Below are 21724 nucleotides of genomic sequence, written 5' to 3'. Positions count from 1 at the left end.
TTGACGAGGAAGACGATGGAATCGGCGACAAGCTTGAACCGTTTGGAGCTTCTGCAGGTAGCCGACGCGGTTGCCCGGGAGAAGAGCATCGATCGGGATATCGTTCTGGAAGCGATGGAAGAGGCTATCCAGAAGGCGGCCCGTGCGAAGTACGGTCACGAGAACGAGATCCGGGCGGAGATCGACCGCAAGACCGGTGAGATCCGTCTCGCCCGCCTGCTCGAGGTGGTCGACGAGATCGAGGAAGACGCGATCCAGATCACCATCGACGAGGCCAAGGCGCGCCATCCGGCGGCCCAGGTCGGGGACTTTATTTCCGAGCCCCTGCCGCCGATCGATTTCGGCCGGATCGCCGCGCAGACCGCCAAGCAGGTCATCGTGCAGAAGGTCCGCGATGCCGAGCGCGAGCGTCAGTACGAGGAATACAAGGACCGCATCGGCGAGGTCGTGAACGGCTTCGTCAAGCGCGTCGAATACGGCAACATCACCGTCGATCTGGGCCGCGCCGAGGCGATTGTCCGGCGGGACGAGCTGCTGCCGCGGGAAAGTTTCCGCCAGAGCGACCGCATCCGGGCCTATATCTACGACGTGCGCCGCGAACAGCGCGGCCCGCAGATTTTCCTGTCGCGCACCCATCCGACCTTCATGGCGAAGCTGTTCGGCCAGGAAGTGCCGGAGATCTATGACCATATCATCGAGATCAAGGCGGTGGCCCGCGACCCCGGCAGCCGGGCCAAGATCGCCGTGCTGTCCAACGACAGCTCGATCGATCCGGTCGGCGCCTGCGTCGGCATGCGCGGTTCGCGCGTCCAGGCGGTCGTGAACGAGTTGCAGGGCGAGAAGATCGACATCATCCAGTGGTCGCCCGACCCGGCGACCTTCATCGTCAATGCGCTGGCGCCGGCGGAAGTGTCCAAGGTTGTGCTCGACGAGGAAACCCGACGGATCGAGGTCGTGGTTCCGGACGAGCAGCTTTCGCTCGCCATCGGCCGGCGTGGCCAGAATGTGCGGCTCGCCTCGCAGTTGACCGGCTGGGATATCGATATCCTGACCGAGGAAGAGGAATCGGACCGCCGCCAGCTTGAATTCCGCGAGCGCAGCCAGCACTTCATCGACACGCTCAATGTGGACGAAGTGATTGCCCAGCTGCTCGTGACCGAAGGGTTCAGCCGCGTCGAGGAGGTTGCCTTCGTCGAGGCGTCCGAGGTCGCCGACATCGAGGGCTTCGACGAGGATCTCGCCGAGGAGCTGGTGCAGCGCGCCCGCGAATATGTCGACGGCGTCAACACCGCCTACGAGGAGCGCCGGGTCGAGCTCGGGGTCAGCGACGAGGTCGCCGCGATCGAGGCGCTGACGCCGGCCATGCTGGTCGCCCTCGGCGAGGCCGGGGTGAAGACGCTCGACGATCTCGGCGATCTCGCCGGCGACGAACTGGTCAATGCGCAGGACGGGATCCTGCGCGAGCATGGCCTCGGCGAGGACGAGGCGAACGACATCATCATGGCCGCCCGGGCCCATTGGTTCGACGACGAAGACGAGGCGACGGTCGAGGCCGGCGCCAAGGAGGCCGATGAACAATCCGTGCGCCCCGAGTGACTGGCTCCCTGACAGGGAAGCCGGACCGCTTCGGCGTTGCATCGTCACCGGCGAGAGCAAGCCGAAGCCGGGCTTGCTCCGATTCGTCGTTGGCCCCGACCGGGACATTGTTCCGGACCTGGCGGAGATTCTGCCGGGCCGGGGCATCTGGCTGACGCCAAACCGTACGTCTCTGCAGCGGGCCGTCGACAAGCGGCTGTTCGCGCGCGCCGCGCGCAGCAATGTCGCGGTGCCGACGGATCTCGTCGACCGTGTCGATCGTCTGCTGGTGCGCCGGTGTCTCGACCGCCTTGGTATCGCCAAGCGCGCCGGCGCCCTCGAATGCGGATTCGAGAAAGTGCGCGGCGCGCTCCGAGAGGGTCGTGTCGCCGTTCTGATTGAAGCTTCCGATGCGGCGCCGCAATCCGGCGCCAAGCTCGCGGCTCCGGCCGCGGGACTGCCCAATTGCCGCTACTTCTCGCGAGCGGATTTGAGTTTGGCATTGGGGCGGGAAAATGTGGTACATGCTGCGCTGATCCATGGACGGTTGGCGCAGCCTTTTCTCACAGAAATCGCCCGGTTGAGTGAGTTCCGGGGCGATTTCGACGGGGACGGCGCATCGCGCGCCGAACCGGCACAGGTGGCGGAGTAGGTATGTCCGAAGCGAACGACAAGGACGAGCGCAAGTCGCTCAGTCTGAACAAGCAGCCGCGCAAGCTTGAAATGCGCAAGGGTCCGGAGGGCGGTCAGGTCCGCCAGAGCTTCAGTCATGGCCGTTCCAAGACCGTCCAGGTCGAGGTTCGCAAGAAGCGCGTGCCGCCCCGGCCCGGCACGACTGCCGGTCAGACCGGCGAGACGACCGCGCCGAAGCCCGAGCCGGCCGCCGCGCCTGCGGTCCAGGCGAAGCCGAGCGCGCCCGCGCCGGCCCCGCAGAAGGAACGGCCGCGCAACGATCAGCCGCGCCATGCGACGCGCGGCCGCGTCGTCCTGAAGCAGCTCACGGCCGAGGAGAAGGCTGCCCGCGTGCGAGCCCTGCATGGTGCGCGCAAGGAAGCGGCCGAGGCCCGTGTCAAGGCCGAGGAGGAAGCGCGCGAGCGTGATTTCGCCGAGCGTCGCGAAGCCGAGGAACGTGCTGCCGCCGAACGGCGCCAGCAGGAAGAGGAAGATCGCAAGCGCAACGACGCCGATGCCCGACGTCGCTCGGAGGAAGAGGCTGCGAAGCGCCTTGCCGAAGAGCATGAGGCGAAGCGCAAGGCCGATGCGGAAGCCGCGCGAGAACGCCAGGAAGTCAGTCGCGCGGCGGCACCGGCCGCGGCCCGTGCCGGTGCCCCCGAGGAGCGGGAAGGCGATTCCGATCGCGGCAGCCCGCGCGGCGCGACCAAGGCCCGTCGCGGCAAGACGGCCGATCGCGCCGTTGCCACCCGCCGCGGCGAAAGCCGGCGGACCGGCCGCCTGACGGTGACCGACGCGCTGGTGTCCGGTGACGGCCGCCAGCGGCAGCGGAGCCTGGCGGCAGTACGCCGTGCCCGCGAGAAGGCCCGTTCCGGCGGCAGGGGCGATGAAGCGCCCACCAAGGTCGTTCGCGATGTCGTGGTGCCTGAGACGATCGTCGTCCAGGAGCTTGCGAACCGCATGGCCGAACGCGGCGTCGATGTCGTCCGCGCCTTGATGAAAATGGGCGTGATGGTCACCATCAACCAGCCGATCGATGCCGACACCGCGGAGCTTCTGGTCTCGGAATTCGGCCACCGGATTCGCCGGGTATCGGATTCGGACGTCGAGGTCGGCCTGTCCGGTGACGACGATCCGGTCGAGAGCCTGAAGCCGCGGGCCCCGGTGGTCACGGTCATGGGCCATGTCGATCACGGCAAGACATCGTTGCTCGACGCGCTGCGCAAGACCGACGTGGTTTCCCGCGAAGCCGGCGGCATCACCCAGCATATCGGCGCCTACCAGGTCGAACTCTCCGGCGGCGCTACCATCACCTTCCTCGACACCCCGGGTCACGAGGCCTTTACCGGCATGCGCTCGCGCGGTGCCAAGGTGACGGACATCGTCATCCTGGTCGTGGCGGCCGACGACGCGGTGATGCCGCAGACGATCGAGGCGATTCGCCATGCCAAGCTGGCCGAGGTCCCGATCATCGTCGCGATCAACAAGTGCGACCTGCCGGCAGCCAACCCCGACAAGGTCCGCCAGCAACTGCTGCAGCACGAGATTGTCGTCGAAAGCCTCGGCGGCGACGTACAGGACGTCGAGGTCTCGGCCGCCAAGGGCACCGGTCTCGACAAGCTGCAGGAAGCGATCCTCCTGCAGTCGGAAATCCTCGAACTGAAGGCAAACCCGGACCGCAATGCCGAGGGCGTGGTGGTCGAGGCGAAGCTCGAAGTCGGGCGCGGCTCGGTGGCCACCGTTCTCGTCCAGCGCGGCACGCTGCGGATCGGCGACGTCTTCGTCGCCGGCGCCGAATGGGGCCGCGTGCGCGCCCTGATCGACGACCGCGGCAACAATGTCGAGAGCGCCGGACCGGCCGAGCCGGTCGAGGTCATCGGCCTGCAGGGCGCGCCGGAAGCGGGGGACCTGCTCAGCGTCATCGACAGCGAGAGCCGGGCCCGCGATATCGCCGAGTTCCGGCAGCGGCAGTCCCGAGAGAAGCGCGCCGCGGTCGGCCAGCGGGGCACGCTGGAACAGATGTTCTCGGCGATCAAGGAAGGCCAGGCCCAGCTCCTGCCGCTCGTCATCAAGGCGGACGTGCAGGGATCGGCGGAAGCGCTGGTCGGTTCGGCCGAGAAGATCGGGACCGACGAGGTCAAGGTCGAGATCCTGCATTCGGCGGTTGGCGGCATCAACGAGTCCGATGTCATCCTGGCGCGGGCCTCGAACGGCATCATCATCGGCTTCAACGTGCGCGCCAACAAGCAGGCCCGCGAGATGGCCCAGCGCGATGGTGTCGATATCCGCTACTACTCGATCATCTACAACGTGATCGACGACCTGAAGAGCCTGCTGTCCGGCATGCTTGCGCCGGCGGTGCGCGAGCGTTTCCTGGGCTACGCCGAGATCCGCGAAGTCTTCAACATCACCAAGACCGGCAAGGTCGCGGGCTGCATGATCACCGAGGGCGTCGTCCGCCGTGGCTGCAAGGTCCGTCTCCTGCGCGACGACGTGGTGATCCACGAGGGCGATCTTTCGTCCCTCCGCCGCTTCAAGGACGAGGTCCGCGAGGTCAAGCAGGGGGCCGAATGCGGTATGGCGCTGGCGAATTACCAGGACATCCAGACCGGCGACATGATCGAGTGCTTCGAACTCGAAGAGGTCGAGCGGACGCTGTGAGACATGCGGCGGCTCCGGCCGCCGCGACAGCGTCTTTCGACAGGATTTTCGTGAGGGAATGATGGCGGGCACAAGGCAGGCGAAACGCCCGGCCAGCAAGCGCCAGTTGCGTGTCGGCGAAGAGATGCGGCACGCCCTGGCGGATCTGCTGACGCGGGAAACCTTTCGCGATCCGGATCTGGCCGGCGTCTCGGTTACCGTGACCGAGGTCTCGATGAGCCCGGATCTGAAGAACGCATCCGCTTTCGTGACGCCGCTCGGCGGCGAGAACGCGGCCGCCGTCGTGGCCGCGCTCAATCGCTGTTCCACCTATATCCGCACCCTGCTCGCCCGCGCCGTGCCGCTCCGCAACACGCCGCGGATCACGTTCAAGAGCGATGACAGCTTCGAGCAGGCGAGCCGCATCGACAGCCTCCTCCGGCAGGTGGCCGCGGAACAGGGTTCCGACGACATCGATCGCGACTGAAGGAGCCGGACATGGCGCGACAACGTCGCGGTCTGCCGGTGCATGGCTGGTTGATCATCGACAAGCCCGTCGGCATGACCTCGACCCAGGTCGTCGGCGCCGTCCGCCGGATTACCGGCGCCGCGAAGGCGGGCCACGGCGGTACGCTCGATCCGCTGGCCAGCGGAATTCTGCCGATCGCGCTCGGCGAGGCGACCAAGACCGTTTCCTACGTCATGGACGGCGCCAAGCGCTACCGCTTCACGGTGCGCTGGGGCGAAACGACGGAAACCGACGATGCCGAAGGCCCGGTCGTCGAACAGTCTGCCGTGCGCCCGGAGGCGGCCGAGATCGAGGGCGCCCTCGGCGCCTTCATCGGCGACGTCGAGCAGCTGCCACCGGCCTATTCCGCGCTCAAGGTCGGCGGCGCACGGGCCTATGACCTGGCCCGGCGGGGCGAGACCCCGGACCTGCAGCCGCGCAGCGTCCGGATCGACGCCCTGCGCCTCGTGGAAACGCCGGATGCCGACCATGCGAGCCTCGAAATCGATTGCGGCAAGGGCACCTATGTCCGCGCCGTGGCCCGCGATCTTGCCCGCGCGCTGGGTACCTGCGGCCATGTCACGGCACTCCGCCGGCTGAAGGTCGGCGGGTTTTCCGAGGATCGGGCGATTTCGCTGGATAAGCTTGCCACGATGTGGCAGTTTCCGGCGCCTAACGAGCACCTGCTCCCGATCCTGACCGCGCTGGACGACATCCCGGCGCTGGCCATCACGGAGCCGCAGGCCGACCGCCTTCGACATGGTCAGCCGGTGACGGTGCCCGGTGCAGCCGACGGTACGGTTTGCGTGACGACCGGAGGAGAGCCGGTGGCTCTTGCCGAGGTCGATCGGGAAAAGGTCCGTCCGCTGCGCGTTTTCAACCTTTGATTTCAGGAGAGACCGATGTCGATTACGCCAGAGCGCAAGCTTGAGCTCGTCAAGGAATATGCCACCAATGAAGGCGACACCGGTTCACCGGAAGTCCAGGTGGCGATCCTGACCGAGCGGATCACCAACCTGACCGAACATTTCAAGTCACACACGCATGACGTCCATTCGCGGCGCGGCCTCCTGAAAATGGTCAGCCGCCGTCGGAGCCTGCTCGACTATCTGAAGGGCCAGGACGTCAATCGCTACAGCACGCTGATCCAGCGCCTTGGCATTCGCCGCTGAGGCAACGGTCGCACACGACGCGCCCGGGAACCGGCGATGCCTTGACGGTATCGACTATCCCGGGCGTTGCGATTCCCGAGACCCTGCCGGAGGCGCCGCCCATCCGGTTCAGGCCATACAAGCAGACGGGTGGCATTCGCGGGAGGCGGCGCGCTAGCGTGCGCGGCCTCGCATAGAGGCGGAATCCAGGGGATTCCGCCGGCTCGGACCGGGCCGATGGGCGGCCGGGTCCGAACGGAAGGATGGATGGATGTTCAATATACATCGCAAGGAAATCAATTGGGGCGGCCGCAAGCTCGTCCTGGAGACCGGCAAGATCGCGCGTCAGGCGGACGGCGCGGTCCTCGCGACCTACGGCGAGACAACGGTGCTCTGCACGGCGACCGCCCAGAAGACCCCGAAGACCGGCATCGATTTCATGCCGCTGACGGTCAATTATCAGGAGAAGAGCTTCGCCGCCGGCAAGATTCCCGGCGGCTTTTTCAAGCGTGAAGGCCAGCCGCGCGAGAAGGAGACGCTGACGTCCCGGCTCATCGACCGGCCGATCCGCCCGCTCTTCGCCAAGGGCTATCACAACGAGACGCAGATCATCTGCACCGTGCTCAGCCACGACATGGAGAACGACCCCGACATCGTCGCGCTGGTCGGTGCCTCCGCCGCGCTGACGATCTCGGGCATTCCCTTCATGGGGCCGATCGGCGGCGCGCGCGTCAGCTACATCGACGGCGAGTTCGTGCTCAACCCGACCCTGGAGCAGGTCAAGGAAGGCGATCTCGATCTCGTCGTGGCCGGCACCGCCGAGGGCGTGCTGATGGTTGAATCGGAAGCCCAGGAGCTTTCCGAGGAGGTCATGCTGGACGCGGTGATGTTCGCGCATCGCTCGTTCCAGCCGGTCATCGATGCGATCATCGAACTGGCCGAGGCCTGTGCCAAGGAGCCCTGGCCGCTGCCGGAGTCGGGTTCGCCCGAGGAACTGGTCGCCAAGGTCGCCGAGCTGGGCGAGGCCGGACTGCGCGCCGCCTACGGCGAGCGCGTCAAGCAGGTCCGGGTCGAGAAGATCGCGGCCGTGCGCGAGCAGGTCAAGGCCGCCTTCGCCGATACGGATGTCGATCCGGTCGTCATCAGCGGTCTGCTGAAGAAGCTCGAGAAGTCGATCGTGCGAGGCCAGATCCTCGATACCAGCGAGCGTATCGACGGCCGCAAGACCGATCAGGTTCGTCCGATCTCTGCCGAGGTCGGCATCCTGCCGCGCGCCCATGGTGCCGCCCTGTTTACCCGTGGCGAAACCCAGGCACTCGCGGTCGCGACGCTCGGGACCGGCCAGGACGAGCAGATCGTCGATGCGCTCGAGGGCGAGTTCCGCGAGCGCTTCCTGCTGCACTACAACTTCCCGCCCTACTCGGTCGGCGAGGTTGCCTTCATGCGTTCGCCCGGCCGCCGCGAGATCGGCCACGGCAAGCTGGCGTGGCGGGCGGTGCGGCCGCTCCTGCCGAGCGCGGAGGATTTCCCCTACACGATCCGCGTGGTCTCCGAGGTCACCGAATCGAACGGCTCCTCCTCGATGGCCACGGTCTGCGGCACCTCGCTTGCCCTGATGGACGCCGGCGTGCCGCTGAAGCGGCCGGTTGCCGGTATCGCCATGGGCCTGATCCTCGAGGGCGACCGCTTCGCGGTGCTGTCCGACATCCTGGGTGACGAGGACCATCTCGGCGACATGGACTTCAAGGTCGCCGGGACCGAGAAGGGCGTCACCTCGCTGCAGATGGACCTCAAGATCGACCAGGTCACCGAGGAGATCATGAAGGTCGCGCTGGCCCAGGCCCAGAAGGGCCGCCAGCACATCCTCGGCGAAATGTCGAAGGCGCTCGACGCGGCCCGTACCGGGGTCAAGGAATCGGCGCCGCGGATCACCGTGATCAACATCCCGAAGGACAAGATCCGGGAAGTCATCGGCACCGGCGGCAAGGTCATCCGCGAGATCTGCGAGACCACCGGCGCGAAGATCGACATCGAGGACGACGGTACCGTCAAGGTAGCGGCGACGACCGAGGATTCGGCCACCGCCGCGATCCAGTGGATCAAGTCGCTGACCAGCGAGCCCGAGATCGGCCACATCTATACCGGCAAGGTCGTGAAGGTCGTCGATTTCGGCGCTTTCGTGAACTTCTTCGGCAGCCGTGACGGCCTCGTGCACATCTCGGAGCTGGCGCCCAATCGTGTCGCCAAGGTCACCGATGTGATAAACGAGGGCGACGAGGTTCGGGTCAAGGTGCTCGGCATCGACGAACGCGGCAAGGTCCGTCTTTCCATCAAGGCGGTGCTCGCCGAAGAAGGTGGAGAGCAGGAGGAAGCCGAAGCGGGCGCCTGATCGGCTCCGTTCCTGAACTGGGGTTCCGGACCGGGTTTCCTTGACTCGGTCCGGAGCTGCAGCATGTTAGACAGATTGAGTAAGCTTGCAGGGCCTGAGAGCCCGATGCACCGGCGCGACAGAAGGCTCGATATTTGGCCCGATCCTGTCTTCTCACGATCAAGCTTCGCCGGTGGGAGAGGGAGAACGTTGTGAAGGCACTGAACCCCATACTTCTGTCCGGTAAGGAAGTCCTGCCGCTCGTCGAAGGCGGCAAGGGGATTGCTGTGACCAGCGGCGTGAGCTCGGGCGCATGGGCCGCGGCCGGCGGTGTCGGCACCTTCTCGGGCGTGAATGCTGATTCCTACGACGAGAACGGCAACATGATCGATCAGGTCTACCATGGCCGCACCCGGCGGGAGCGCCATGAGGAACTGGTCGATTACGCGATTCGCGGCGGCATCGCCCAGGCCCGGATCGCCCATGACGAGCGCGGCGGCGAAGGCCGCATCCATGTCAACGTGCTCTGGGAGATGGGCGCGGCCGAGCGCATCCTGCACGGCATTCTCGAAGGCGCGAAGGGGCTCGTCCACGGCGTGACCTGCGGTGCCGGCATGCCCTACCGGATCGCCCAGATCTCCGCCAACTACAAGATCCACTATTACCCGATCGTCTCTTCGGCGCGCGCCTTCCGGGCGCTCTGGAAGCGGGCCTATCACAAGTTCTCGGAATGGCTGGGCGGCGTCGTCTACGAGGATCCGTGGCGGGCCGGCGGTCATAACGGGCTGTCGAATTCCGAGGATCCGCACCGGCCGGAGGATCCCTATCCCCGGGTCGCCGAACTGCGCCGGCTGATGAACGAGGTCGGCCTCGAGCAGGTCCCGATCATCATGGCCGGCGGCGTCTGGTACCTGCGCGACTGGGCCGACTGGATGGACAACAAGGAGATCGGTCCGATTGCCTTCCAGTACGGCACCCGGCCCTTGCTGACCCAGGAGAGCCCGATCCCGGATGCCTGGAAGAAGCGGCTGATGACGCTCAAGGAAGGCGATGTTTTCCTCAATCGCTACAGTCCGACCGGCTTCTGGTCCTCCGCGGTCAACAACGAGTTCATCCAGGAACTCCGGGCGCGCAACGAGCGCCAGGTCGCCTTCACCACGCAGCCGGTGGGCGAGCACCAGGTGGCGTTCGGCTTCGGTCCGCGCAAGCGCGAGGTCTATCTCACCGCCGGTGATGCGGAGCGCGCCAACAAATGGGTCGAGGAAGGCTTCGACGACGCGATGAAGACGCCTGATTCGACGTTGATCTTCGTCACCTCGGAGAAACGCCAGGAAATCCACAAGGACCAGGTCGACTGCATGGGCTGCCTTTCGGCCTGCCTGTTCTCGAACTGGGCCCAGGGCGAGGGCAACACGACCGGCCGCAAGGCGGACCCGCGCAGCTACTGCATCCAGAAGACGCTGCGGGCCATCAGCCACATGGGCGACGTGTCGGAGAACCTTATGTTCGCCGGCCATGCGGCGTTCCGCTTCGCCGATGATCCGTTCTATGCCGGCGGCCATGTCCCGACCGTCAAGGAACTGGTCGACCGCATCTGCACGGGCGACTGACCGGGCGGTCGTGCCCGGTCATTTGAATAATTCCAATAAACTCGCTATATTGCGTTCATGGACGACGTGATGCATTTCCGTGGTGAACGCGAATGACCAGCGAACGACCCTTCAGCGATGCCCTGAGGCGGCTGCGCGAAGCCGGATTGCGGCCGACCCGCCAGCGCCTCGCGCTGGCCAAGCTGCTGTTCGACGGCGGCGACCGGCATATCACCGCCGAGGGGCTTCACGAGGAAGCGCTGGGTGCCAGCATCCGCGTCTCGCTGGCGACGATCTACAATTCCCTGCACCAGTTCACGGCCGCCGGAATGCTGCGCGAAGTGGTGGTCGATTCCGCGCGCTCCTATTTCGACACCAATACCGAACCCCATCACCATTTCTTCTTCGAGGGAACCGGCGACCTCGCCGATATCCCGGGCGACGCCATTGGCATCACCAGCCTGCCGGCTCCGCCGGAAGGCATGCAGGTGAGCCGGGTCGACGTGGTCATCCGGGTTTCAAAGGCGGGCTGAAATACAAATTTCATTTGTATTGTCAGTCTAGTTGCGAACAGTTTTGAACTGTTCCAAGCTGTTGACACCCCCCGGGGCCATCCCTACTATCGCTCCTGTCATATCGTGCATCGCGGGTTCCGTGCCCGACCGATGCGTGCGATCAACTCCAGGAGGAATTCGATGTCACTCAAGGGCAGCAAGACCGAGGAAAACCTGAAGGCAGCCTTCGCCGGCGAGAGTCAGGCCAATCGGCGCTATCTGTATTTCGCACAGAAGGCCGACGTCGAGGGCTACAACGACGTTGCCGCCGTGTTCCGCTCGACCGCGGAAGGCGAGACCGGCCACGCGCACGGTCATCTCGAGTTTCTCGAGGAAGTCGGCGACCCGGCGACGGGCGAGCCGATCGGCGCCACCTCGGCCAACCTCAAGGCGGCCATCGTCGGCGAGACCCACGAATACACCGACATGTATCCGGGCATGGCCAAGTCGGCCCGTGAAGAGGGTTTCGACGAGATCGCCGACTGGTTCGAGACGCTGGCCAAGGCTGAAAAGAGCCATGCCGGTCGTTTCCAGAAGGCGCTCGACACGCTCGACGCCTGATCCGCTTCCGGATCGGTGATGATCGCGGACGTACCGGCCCGAGCGGGCCGGTGCGTTCGGTTCCTTTCGTCTTTGTCCGACAGGAGGCAGCGCCATGCGAGAAGGTAGTCTCGATGCGCCGGTTCGACATCCGCTCGACTGGCAGAACCCGGATTTCTACGATGCCGAGAAGATCGATGCCGAGCTTCGCCGGGTCTTCGACATCTGCCATGGCTGCCGCCGCTGCTTCAATCTCTGCGATTCCTTCCCGCGCCTGTTCGACCTGATCGACGATTCCGACAGCGGCGAACTCGACAGCGTCTCGTCGGAAGGATTCAAGCCGGTCGTAGATGCCTGCACGCTCTGCGACATGTGCTTCATGACCAAATGCCCCTATGTTCCGCCGCACGAGTTCAACCTCGACTTCCCGCACCTGATGTTGCGCTACCGCGCCGCCGAAGCCCGCGCCGGCAAGATCTCCTTCGTCGACCGCCAGCTCACCGAGACCGACCGCAACGGCAAGCTTGCCGGCGCCGTGGCGCCGCTCGCCAACTGGGCGACCGGCACCGGCAACCGTCTGACCCGACCTCTCCTGGAAAAGGTCGCTGACATCCATCGCGATGCCCATCTGCCCGAATTCCACGGCAAGACCTTCAAGGCCCGGGCAGAGGCCCAGGCGATCGAGGTCGACCGCACGGCGCCGGCCGCCGGCCGCAAGGCGGTGCTTTATGCGACCTGCTTCGCCAACTACAACAGTCCGTCGATCGGCGAGGCGGCGCGCCAGGTGCTGGCCCGGAATGGCGTCGAGACGGTGGTCGAGTATCCCGGCTGTTGCGGCATGCCGCAACTGGAGCATGGCGAGCTCGATCGTGTTGCCGAGAGTGCCCGCACGGTCGCCGCGGCGCTCGAACGCTATATCGACGAAGGCTATGACATCGTCGCGCTGGTCCCGTCCTGCGCGCTGATGCTGAAATTCGAATGGCCGCTGATCCTGCCCGACGACCCGCTGGTCGCGAAGCTTGCCAAGGCGAGCTTCGACATCACCGAGTTCGTCGTCGACATCGCCAAGCGCCAGGGACTGGCGGACGGGTTGAAACCGCTCGACGGCGGTGTTGCGCTGCATTTCGCCTGCCATGCCCGGGCCCAGAACATGGGGCCAAAGGCGCAGGAGATGCTGAAGCTGATCCCCGAAACAGAGGTCACCCTGGTCGAGCGCTGTTCGGGTCATGGTGGCTCATGGGGGATCAAGAAGGAGAATTTCGAGGTCGCGCTGAAGATCGGCAAGCCCGCGGCCCGAAATATCGCCAAGGCGACGAAGGCGCATGTCGCGTCCGAATGCCCGCTCGCCGGCGCCCACCTTGTGCAGGCGCTCGAACGGCTCGGCGACGACGTCAAGGCGCCGGCCGCCGCCAGCCACCCGATCGAATTGCTTGCCCGAGCCTACGGGTATTGAACTCCGCTGGACCGACGAGGAAGTCATCATGCCGTCACGGACCCTGACCCGGGACGATATCATCCCGATCGAGACCTATGCCGCCGAGCGGAAGCAGCACAAGGCGCGCATCCTGCCTGTCAAGCGCGAGCGGCGGGTCCATGTCGGGCCCGACATCACCTTCTATTTCGAGAATTTCGACAGCATGTGGCTGCAGATTCACGAGATGCTCTATATCGAGCGCGGCGGCGAGGCACAGATTGCCGACGAGCTCGCCGCCTATTCGACGATGATCCCGAACGGTAGCGAACTGATCGCGACGATGATGATCGAGGTCGAGGACGAACGCCGTCGCAAGCGGGTCCTCGACGCACTCGGCGGGATCGAGGATCGTGTCGCTTTCCTGGTCGCCGGCGAGCGGGTCGCGGCGATCCCGGAGGAGGATGTCGAGCGGACCAAGGAAAGCGGCAAGACCTCCTCGGTGCATTTCCTGCATTTTCCGTTCAGCAAGGCGCAGATCGCCGCCTTCCGGAGCGGTGAGGGCGAGATCGGGCTCGATATCTCGCACCCCGCCTACGGCCACCGCGCCGTGCTTACCCCGGTGACACGCGCCCGCCTGGCCGAAGATTTCGACTGATCCAGTCAGCCTGTTGCGGTACCGGAACGATGGGCTCCGGCGGCCAGCCGGGGCTCAATCGAAACGCTCGTCCGGAAGCAAGCCCCAGAGATGCTCGCGGCGGGCATAGCCATGCTGGTCGCCGACCGCGACCGCGCACCAGGCTCCGTCGCAGCGTTCCAGTTCGGCCAGCACGCCGGGCTGGGCAAACAGCACCGGCAGCGACGCCGCATCGGCCTTCAGGCGCATCGCCCGCACCGTCTCGGTGAAGGTCACCATGCGGCGGCCGCTGAGAAGGCTCGAATGGACCCAGCCTTCGTCGCCCTCCTCGTCGCGAATCTTCCGCCATTGCTCGAACTCGGCGATGATCTCGACCGGCAGGCCTTCCCGAACATAGACCCACTGGATCGGGTAGCGCTTGCCCGGGCCGGTCCGCACGTTGACCTTGTCCGAGCCGAGCGAGGCGAAGCGCGGCAGCTTGCCCTCGGCATGCGCGGGATTCGCGCCGGGCAGGCCGGACAGGGACGCGACCAGGATTGCAAGCAACAGGAGGATAAAGCGGTTCGGCATCGGCGCTCGGATTCGATAGGGGATGCAGCCGGCGCTGCGGGCCGTCGCTGGCGGTTATGCCGCGCCGGAGGCTCAGTGGTCAAGGCTGGGCAGAAAGCTTGCGCCGGTCCAATTGTCACCCCGCGGACGATCTGCTAGACAGAGGCGCCTCCGGTCGTGGGCCGGAACAAGTGATTGTCGCGGTAACGCCGCGGACCGGGAGCCGGAGCACCAAAGATGTCGCAGAAGAAGCCGCTCGTTATCGTCACCCGCAAGCTCCCCGACGCGATCGAGACGCGGATGATGGAGCTGTTCGATACGCGCCTCAATCTCGACGATACGCCGCTCAGCCAGAACGACCTGATCGAAGCCGTCCGCAAGGCCGACATCCTGGTGCCGACCGTCACCGACCGGGTCGACGCGAAGATCCTGTCCCAGGCCAACCCCAATCTCCGCCTGATCGCGAATTTCGGTACCGGCGTCGACCACATCGACCTCGCGACGGCGCGCCAGCGGGGCATCACCGTGACCAACACGCCGGGCGTCCTGACCGAGGACACCGCCGATATGACGATGGCGCTGATCCTCGCGGTGCCGCGTCGGCTCGCGGAAGGCGAACGCATGATGCGGACCGGGGAATGGACCGGCTGGTCGCCGACCGGCATGCTCGGACGCCGGATCTCGGGCAAGCGGCTCGGGATCATCGGCATGGGCCGGATCGGCCAGGCGGTCGCCCGCCGCGCCCAGGCCTTCAACCTCTCGATCCATTACCACAACCGCAACCGGCTGCCCGAGTCGGTCGAGCAGGAATTCGAGGCGACCTACTGGGAAAGCCTCGACCAGATGCTGGCGCGGATGGACATCATCTCGATCAACTGCCCGCATACGCCGGCGACCTACCACCTGCTTTCGGCGCGGCGGCTGAAACTGCTCCAGCCGCATGCCTATATCGTCAATACCGCGCGCGGCGAGGTCATCGACGAGAACGCACTGACCCGGATGCTGCGGGCGGGCGACCTGTCCGGCGCCGGTCTCGACGTGTTCGAGCACGAGCCGGCGGTGAATCCCAAGCTTCTGGAGCTTCCCCAGGTCGTGCTGCTGCCCCATATGGGCTCGGCGACGATCGAGGGCCGGATCGACATGGGCGAGAAGGTCATCATCAACATCAAGACCTTCGTCGACGGCCATACACCGCCCGACCGCGTCCTGCAGGGCCTGCTCTGAGGCCATTCCGCCTGTCCCGCGTTCGCGCCCGCTGACCCGCGAGGCGGGGCCGGCTAGTGCGCCTCGCCCCAGTTGTCCCCGATCCCGGCATCGACGGTCAGCGGCACGCTGAGCGCGCGGGCCGGCAGAGCCGCCTTCTCCATGACGCTGGTGACCAGTGCCGCGGTCGCCTCGGCTTCCGCCTCGGGCGCCTCGAAGATCAGTTCGTCATGGACCTGGAGCAGCATCCGCGCCTTCAGGCCGGCGGCCGCCAGCGCCTCCGGCATGCGGATCATCGCGCGCTTGATGATGTCGGCGGCCGAGCCCTGGATCGGGGCGTTGATCGCCGCTCTCTCCGAGAAGCCACGCCTGGCCGGGTTCCGGTCGTTGATCCCGCCGATGTGACAGCGCCGGCCGAACACCGTCTCGACATAGCCGTGGTGGTGGCAGAATTCCTTGGTCCGGTCCATGTAGGCGCGGATCCCGGGATATTTCTCGAAATAGGCGTCGATGTAGTCGCGCGCCTGCCGCTGCGGCACGCCGAGCTGCTGGGCGAGACCGAAGGCGCTGATCCCGTAGATGATGCCGAAATTGATCGCCTTGGCCGAACGGCGGACGCTCGGATCCATGCCCTCGATCGGCACGCCGAAGACCTGGGAGGCGGTCATCGCATGAATGTCGAGGCCATCGCGGAAGGCAGCCTTGAGCGATCCGATATCGGCGATATGGGCGAGCAGCCGGAGCTCGATCTGCGAGTAGTCGGCGGAGATCAGCTTGTGGCCCGGTTCGGCGATGAAGGCCCGGCGGAGCTTGCGGCCTTCGGCGGTGCGAACCGGGATGTTCTGCAGGTTCGGATCGGTCGAGGCGAGCCGGCCGGTCGCCGCCGCAGCCATCGCGAAGGAGGTATGCACGCGGCCTGTCTGCGGGTTTATCTGGTTCTGAAGCGCGTCCGTGTAGGTGCTCTTCAGCTTGGCTAGCTGACGCCAGTCGAGTACGCGGGCGGGCAGCTCGTGGCCCTCCGCGGCAAGCTTCTCCAGCACGTTGGCATCGGTCGACCAGGCGCCGTTCCGGCCTTTCTTGCCGCCCTCAAGGCCCATCCGGTCGAACAGGATCTCGCCGAGCTGCTTCGGTGAACCGACATTGAAGGCGTCGCCGGCAAGCGCGTGGATCTCCTTCTCGTATTCGGCGATCCGTCCCGCGAAATCGGACGACAACGCGGTGAGCTGTCCGGAATCGATCTTGATTCCGGCAGCCTCCATCGCGACGAGGACGGGCGCCAGGGGGCGCTCGATCGTCTCGTAGACGGTCGCCAGATGCTCGGTTGCCAGGCGGGGCTTCAGCACCTGGAAGAGCCGGAGCGTCACGTCCGCATCCTCGGCGGCGTAGTCGCAGGCCCGTTCGAGCGGCACCTCGGCGAAGCTCTTCATCGCCTTGCCGCTGCCGGCGACATCCTTGAAGGCGATCGGCTTGTGGGCGAGGTGAAGTTCCGACAGCTCGTCCATGCCATGGCCGTGCCGGCCGGCGTCGAGGGTGAACGACAGCAGCATGGTGTCATCGAACGGCCGGATGTCGACGCCGTAGCGGCGCAGGACCAGCAGGTCGTACTTCAGGTTCTGGCCGACCTTGAGGATCGCCGGGTCCTCGAGCATCGGTTTGAGCAGCGCCAGGGCCTCGTCCCGGTCGATCTGCTTCGGCGCCTCCGGCATCGAGCTGTCGCCCCCGTCGAAGGCCAGTTCGCCGGTGGGCGCCGGCGCGACATGGCCAAGCGGGATGTAGCAGGCGCGCCCGGTCTCGGCGCTCAGCGACACGCCGACAAGCTCGGCCCGCATGGCGTCGAGCGACGTGGTCTCGGTATCGACGGCGACAACGCCGGCCTTCGAGGCAGCGGCGATCCAGCGCCTGAGCGCGCCGGTATCCTGGACCAGCTCGTAGACGCTGTCGGATGGCGCGGGCGCCTCGTCGCCGCCTGATGGCGCCGCGGCGCCGGCGACAGGGTCCGGATCGCTGCCCGCCGGCGGAGCGGCCGCCGGAAGTGCCCCGGCCGGCGACCCGTTGCGGCTGCGCACCTTCGCCAGCAGCGCCTTGAAGCCGTTCTCGGCGAGGAAGCCTTCGAGGGTCGCCGGATCGGGATCGGCGACCAGCAGGCCGTCGAAGCCCTCCTCCAGCGGAACGTCGGCGGCCAGCGCGACCAGCTGCCGGCTGATCCGCGCCTGCTCGGCGAAGGCGATCAGATTCTCGCGCCGCTTCGGCTGCTTGATCTCGGCGGCCCGGGCGAGCAGGCTCTCGAGGTCGCCGTATTCGTTGATCAGCTGGGCCGCGGTCTTGATGCCGATGCCGGGAACCCCCGGGACGTTGTCGGTCGAATCGCCGGCGAGCGACTGCACGTCGACCACGCGGTCGGGGGCCACACCGAATTTCTCCAGCACCTCCGGGAGGTCGACGATCCGGTTCTTCATCGGGTCGAGCATGGTGACGCCGTCGCCGACGAGCTGCATCAGGTCCTTGTCGGAGGAAACGATCACGACCTCGGCCCCGATCGTCCGGGCCCGTGCGACGAAGGTGGCGATGATATCGTCGGCCTCGTAGCCCTCGCGCTCGATCGAGTGCACGCTGAAGGCCCGCGTCGCGTCGCGTATCAGCGAGAATTGCGGCACCAGGTCCTCCGGCGCCGCCTCCCGGTTCGCCTTGTATTCCGGGTAGATGTCGTTCCGGAATGTCTTCCGGGCTGAATCGAAGACCACCGCCAGGTGGCTGACCGAGCCGTCGACCTTGGTGTCGTCGATCAGCTTCTGCAGCATGTTGCAGAAACCGAGTACCGCGCCGACCGGCGTGCCGTCCGGCCGGGTCAGCGGCGGCAGGGCATAGTAGGCCCGGAAAATGTAGCCCGAGCCGTCAACCAGGTAGATGCGATGACGGGCAGCGTCCGTTGCGATCATGTTGCCTCTTGTCGGCCGCCGCCCGGCGACACCGGGAACGGGTTCAGTGATGGGCGCCGACGTCGGCGCCTTCCTTCAGCACGAATCGGCGTCCGCAATAGGGGCAGTCGACCTTGTGGTCGTTGCCGAGATTGAGAAAGACGCGCGGGTGGCCGAGCGTTCCGCCCCCGTCGCAGGGGACGCGCAGCGCTTCGACTTCGATGATTTCGGGCGGTTCCATGGTGTTTCGGTCCTTTGCCGTCGACACACTCTGACGTGGCCCGGCGACTGGTGTCGGAGGCCTGGTCCGGCGGCGGTCGCGATTGACCGGCCGATCAGGCGGATGATATGCATTGGCGGTCCGCACGCAACTGCGAAGCCCCCCTTTTTTCAGCGAATGTCATGCGAAACGAGACCGGCCGCCCGGCGACGGGCGACAGCATAACCGCGAAGGCGCCGGCCGAGGCCGTGCCGGCGATCGAGGTGCGCGGACTTCGCAAGGTCTATCGCGGCAGCGGCGGACGGGGCCCGGTGACGGCCCTCGACGGTGTCGATCTCAGCATTCCCGCAGGCTCATTCTTCGCGCTGCTCGGCCCGAACGGTGCCGGCAAGTCGACCTTCATCAATATCCTCGCCGGGCTGGTCGCCCGTACCGAGGGCAGCGTGCGTATCGCCGGCCACGACATCGATCGCGAGATGCGGGCGGCGCGCCGGGCGATCGGCGTGGTTCCGCAGGAACTGAATATCGACCCGTTCTTCACGCCGCGCGCGGCGATGGAATTCCAGGCCGGGCTGTACGGCGTTCGCAAGTCGGAACGGCAGACCGACCGGATCCTCGCCGCCATGGGCCTGACCGACAAGGCGGAATCCTATGCGCGCTCGCTGTCGGGCGGCATGCGTCGGCGCCTGCTCGTCGCCAAGGCGATGGTTCACCGGCCCGCCGTGCTGATCCTCGACGAGCCGACCGCCGGCGTCGATGTCGAGCTGCGCCAGCAGCTCTGGGAATATATCCGGGAACTGAATGTCGGCGGCGTCACCGTCCTGCTGACCACCCACTATCTCGAGGAGGCCGAGCAGCTCTGCGACCGGATCGCGATCATCGACCGCGGCAAGGTGGTCGCCTGCGAGCGGACCGAGACACTGGTCCAGCGCCTCGACAGCAAGAGCCTGAAGATCAGGATCCGCGAGCCGCTCGAGATCTTGCCGGAGGGGCTTGCCACGCTCGGCGCGAGCCTGCCGGATCCGAATATCGTGAAGCTCGACTACCGGCCCAGCGCGACCGCGATCGGCGAGGTGCTGTCCCGGGTCCAGGCGGCCGGCCTGGAGATCGTCGACCTGTCGACCGAGGAGGCGGACCTGGAAGACGCCTTCCTGCAGCTCACCCGCCGCTGACGCGGCTGAAACTGTGAATCTGCGCCTTGTGCGGCGGGCGCAGCCGTTCCCCCGGGAAGACGACGGTCGCGACGGTGCCGACATGCAGTTCGCTTTCCAGCTCGAAGTGGCCGCCGTGTAGCTCGATCAGCGACTTGACGAGCGGCAGGCCAAGGCCGGTGCCCTCGAATGAGCGCGTGAAGCTGGATTCGGCCTGGCCGAAGGGCTCCATGACCTTCTGCAGGTCCCTTGCGGCAATCCCGATGCCGTTGTCGGTCACCCGGACCATCAGCCCGCCCTCGCGTCCGGGGGCCAGCGAGACGTCGATCCGGCCGTGATCGGGTGTGAATTTCACCGCATTGGTCATCAGGTTCAGCATGATCTGGCGGAACAGCCGTTCGTCCGCCCAGAGGAGCATGCCGTTGCTCCGATCGTTGACCTCGAGGGTCAGTGCCTTCGCCTCGGCCCGTTCCCGGACCAGGCGGATGCAGGGCTCGATCGCATGCAGGGCCTCGAACTCGCTTTCGAGGAGCTGGGTCTTCCCGGCCTCGATCTTCGACATGTCGAGGATGTCGTTAATGACGCCGAGAAGGTGGCTGCCGCTGTCATGAATGTCTTCGGCATACTCGAGGTATTTCCGTGAGCCGATCGGCCCGACGAGCTCGTTCTTCAGGACCTCCGAGAAACCGATGATCGCGTTCAGCGGCGTGCGGAGCTCGTGGCTCATGTTCGCCAGGAAGTCGCTCTTGGCGCGGCTTGCGCTCTCGGCCAGTTCCTTGGCCTGGCGCAGTTCCTCGCGCGCCCGCTCGCTCTCGGTCACGTCCTGGGCGATCGCCGCCACGCCGATCGGGTTGCCGTCGGTGTCGAGCAGCCGGTTGTTGTTCCACTGGCAGATGATGGTGCGCCCGTCCTTGGTGACGTTGGCATTGGTGCTTTCCGCATCGGAACCGTCCTGCATGATGGATCGCAGCATGCGGTAGACCTGATCACGCGCATCCGGCGGGACGATCAGTTCGAAGATGTTGCGTCCGATGACCTCGGCGCGGCTGTAACCGAAGATCCGCTCGGCCGCCCGGTTCCATTCGGTCGTCCTCAGTTCCATGTCCCAGGCGATGGCGATGAGCGGCGTGCTTTCCAGATGCGCGGCGAGCCGGCGGCGGGTCTCCCTGGCCGAGGCCTCGCTGCGTCGGCGATCGGTGATGTCGATGAAGCTGCCGATGATCGCGGGTACGCCGTAATAGTGCGTCCGGGTCATGGAGTTGATCGCGATGATCTCGCTGCCGTCGGCGCGCCGGAAGCGGATCTCGACGCCGGTCAGATGCTCTTCCTCGTTCAGGCGCTCCAGCATGGCCTTGCGGTCGGCATGATCGACATAGAAGTCGCTGATCCGCCGACCGACCATCTCGTCGGGCGCCAGTCCGAAGGCCGGCCCGACCTGGTCGTTGGCATAGAGAAGCTCACCGTCCGACAGACGGGTAACGAACAGTGGCACCGGCGTCGTGGTCGCCAGGTCGCGCAGGCGCTCCTCGCTCTCGCGCAGCTTGATCTCGGCCGTCACCTGGGCGGTCACGTCCTGAACCGTGCCCTGGTAGAGAATCGTGTTCCCGTCCGCGTCATACTGGCAATGGGCGGTTTCGGTGATCCAGATCCGTTCGCGTGTCTTGTGACGATAGACCTCGGAAACGAAGCCGCGAACCCGTCCCTCGGTTTCAAGCAGGCGCTTGAAATCATCCCGCCGGGTCGGATCGACATACCATTCCCGCGAGATGTCGCCGACCGCGTCGAGCAGTTCCTGCTCGGTATCGTAGCCGTTGAGTTGAACCAGCGCCCGGTTCGCCATCAGCATGCGCCCGTCGGGCGACGAGCGATACATGCCGACATCCGCATCGTCGAAGAAGGAGCGATAGGACGTCTCCTCGCCGCCCCGCCTAGGCGGAGCGGTCTTCGTGTCGGCGCGGGAAAGGACCGGCTTCCGAAGTACGGGCTCCCGCCGGTATGTCTCGTCGATCGCTATCTCGATGGCCCAGTCGGTATCGCGCCG

General features: G+C 66.1%; 18 protein-coding genes. 14 read left to right on the top strand and 4 right to left on the bottom strand.

Annotated elements, in window-relative coordinates; all coding sequences use genetic code 11:
• Nucleotides 1-15: 15 nt before the first annotated feature.
• The 12 genes from nusA (at nt 16) to OCH7691_RS02070 (ending at nt 13666) form a co-directional block, all read left to right on the top strand.
• Entirely contained in the window at nt 16-1596 is a 1581-nt protein-coding gene (gene nusA / locus OCH7691_RS02125) for a transcription termination factor NusA (RefSeq protein WP_085881769.1), read from the top strand.
• On the top strand, nt 1571-2227 hold the full coding sequence (locus OCH7691_RS02120) for an RNA-binding protein (protein WP_085881768.1): 657 nt from the start codon (nt 1571-1573) through the stop codon (nt 2225-2227). The genes nusA and OCH7691_RS02120 overlap by 26 nt, the downstream gene beginning before the upstream one ends.
• Nucleotides 2228-2229: 2 nt before the next feature.
• Nucleotides 2230-4908, top strand: a complete 2679-nt coding sequence (infB, locus tag OCH7691_RS02115; RefSeq protein WP_085881766.1) for a translation initiation factor IF-2 — start codon at nt 2230-2232, stop codon at nt 4906-4908.
• A 61-nt stretch (nt 4909-4969) separates the two neighbouring features.
• On the top strand, nt 4970-5374 hold the full coding sequence (rbfA, locus tag OCH7691_RS02110) for a 30S ribosome-binding factor RbfA (RefSeq protein ID WP_217807744.1): 405 nt from the start codon (nt 4970-4972) through the stop codon (nt 5372-5374).
• 11 nt (nt 5375-5385) lie between these two features.
• Complete coding sequence (gene truB, locus OCH7691_RS02105; RefSeq protein WP_085881764.1) at nt 5386-6282, top strand: tRNA pseudouridine(55) synthase TruB; 897 nt, start codon at nt 5386-5388, stop codon at nt 6280-6282.
• Between the two features lie 15 nt (nt 6283-6297).
• Nucleotides 6298-6567, top strand: a complete 270-nt coding sequence (gene rpsO / locus OCH7691_RS02100; protein ID WP_085881763.1) for a 30S ribosomal protein S15 — start codon at nt 6298-6300, stop codon at nt 6565-6567.
• Between the two features lie 250 nt (nt 6568-6817).
• The gene (gene pnp / locus OCH7691_RS02095) at nt 6818-8935 is read left to right on the top strand and encodes a polyribonucleotide nucleotidyltransferase (protein WP_085881762.1); all 2118 of its coding nucleotides are present in this window, start codon (nt 6818-6820) and stop codon (nt 8933-8935) included.
• A gap of 191 nt (nt 8936-9126) precedes the next feature.
• Nucleotides 9127-10524, top strand: a complete 1398-nt coding sequence (locus tag OCH7691_RS02090; RefSeq protein ID WP_085881761.1) for an NAD(P)H-dependent flavin oxidoreductase — start codon at nt 9127-9129, stop codon at nt 10522-10524.
• 92 nt (nt 10525-10616) lie between these two features.
• Nucleotides 10617-11036 (top strand): iron response transcriptional regulator IrrA, encoded by a 420-nt coding sequence (irrA, locus tag OCH7691_RS02085; protein ID WP_085881760.1) that lies wholly within the window; start codon nt 10617-10619, stop codon nt 11034-11036.
• A gap of 162 nt (nt 11037-11198) precedes the next feature.
• Nucleotides 11199-11618, top strand: a complete 420-nt coding sequence (locus OCH7691_RS02080; RefSeq protein ID WP_085881759.1) for a rubrerythrin family protein — start codon at nt 11199-11201, stop codon at nt 11616-11618.
• Between the two features lie 94 nt (nt 11619-11712).
• Nucleotides 11713-13050 (top strand): heterodisulfide reductase-related iron-sulfur binding cluster, encoded by a 1338-nt coding sequence (locus tag OCH7691_RS02075; protein ID WP_085881758.1) that lies wholly within the window; start codon nt 11713-11715, stop codon nt 13048-13050.
• A gap of 28 nt (nt 13051-13078) precedes the next feature.
• Nucleotides 13079-13666 carry a DUF3501 family protein gene (locus OCH7691_RS02070; RefSeq protein WP_085881757.1) on the top strand — a complete coding sequence of 196 codons (588 nt, stop codon included), beginning with the start codon at nt 13079-13081 and terminating at the stop codon, nt 13664-13666.
• Between the two features lie 54 nt (nt 13667-13720).
• Here the strand turns inward: OCH7691_RS02070 and OCH7691_RS02065 are convergent, their stop codons facing one another.
• Nucleotides 13721-14215, bottom strand: a complete 495-nt coding sequence (locus tag OCH7691_RS02065) for an SH3 domain-containing protein (protein WP_085881756.1) — start codon at nt 14213-14215, stop codon at nt 13721-13723.
• 216 nt (nt 14216-14431) lie between these two features.
• Here OCH7691_RS02065 and OCH7691_RS02060 point away from each other — a divergent pair, with 216 nt between their 5' ends.
• Nucleotides 14432-15418, top strand: coding sequence for a 2-hydroxyacid dehydrogenase (locus OCH7691_RS02060; RefSeq protein ID WP_085881755.1), 987 nt, complete (start codon nt 14432-14434; stop codon nt 15416-15418).
• Between the two features lie 53 nt (nt 15419-15471).
• On the opposite strand, the gene polA is transcribed toward OCH7691_RS02060, so the two are convergent.
• Nucleotides 15472-18333: a DNA polymerase I gene (gene polA, locus OCH7691_RS02055; protein ID WP_085881754.1), complete on the bottom strand. Its 2862-nt coding sequence runs from the start codon at nt 18331-18333 to the stop codon at nt 15472-15474.
• Between the two features lie 43 nt (nt 18334-18376).
• Entirely contained in the window at nt 18377-18553 is a 177-nt protein-coding gene (locus OCH7691_RS02050) for a zinc-finger domain-containing protein (protein WP_085881753.1), read from the bottom strand.
• Nucleotides 18554-18714: 161 nt separating this feature from the next.
• Between OCH7691_RS02050 and OCH7691_RS02045 the strand changes: the two genes are divergently transcribed.
• Nucleotides 18715-19704 (top strand): ABC transporter ATP-binding protein, encoded by a 990-nt coding sequence (locus OCH7691_RS02045; RefSeq protein ID WP_085881752.1) that lies wholly within the window; start codon nt 18715-18717, stop codon nt 19702-19704.
• Here the strand turns inward: OCH7691_RS02045 and OCH7691_RS02040 are convergent.
• The gene (locus OCH7691_RS02040) at nt 19691-21691 is read right to left on the bottom strand and encodes a PAS domain S-box protein (protein WP_281251902.1); all 2001 of its coding nucleotides are present in this window, start codon (nt 21689-21691) and stop codon (nt 19691-19693) included. The genes OCH7691_RS02045 and OCH7691_RS02040 overlap by 14 nt on opposite strands.
• Nucleotides 21692-21724: the final 33 nt, after the last annotated feature.

It is taken from the genome of Oceanibacterium hippocampi (assembly GCF_900172325.1).
GTDB lineage: Bacteria > Pseudomonadota > Alphaproteobacteria > Sneathiellales > Sneathiellaceae > Oceanibacterium > Oceanibacterium hippocampi.
Note: the sequence above shows the minus strand (reverse complement) of the source record. Positions and strands in the feature narration are given on the sequence as shown.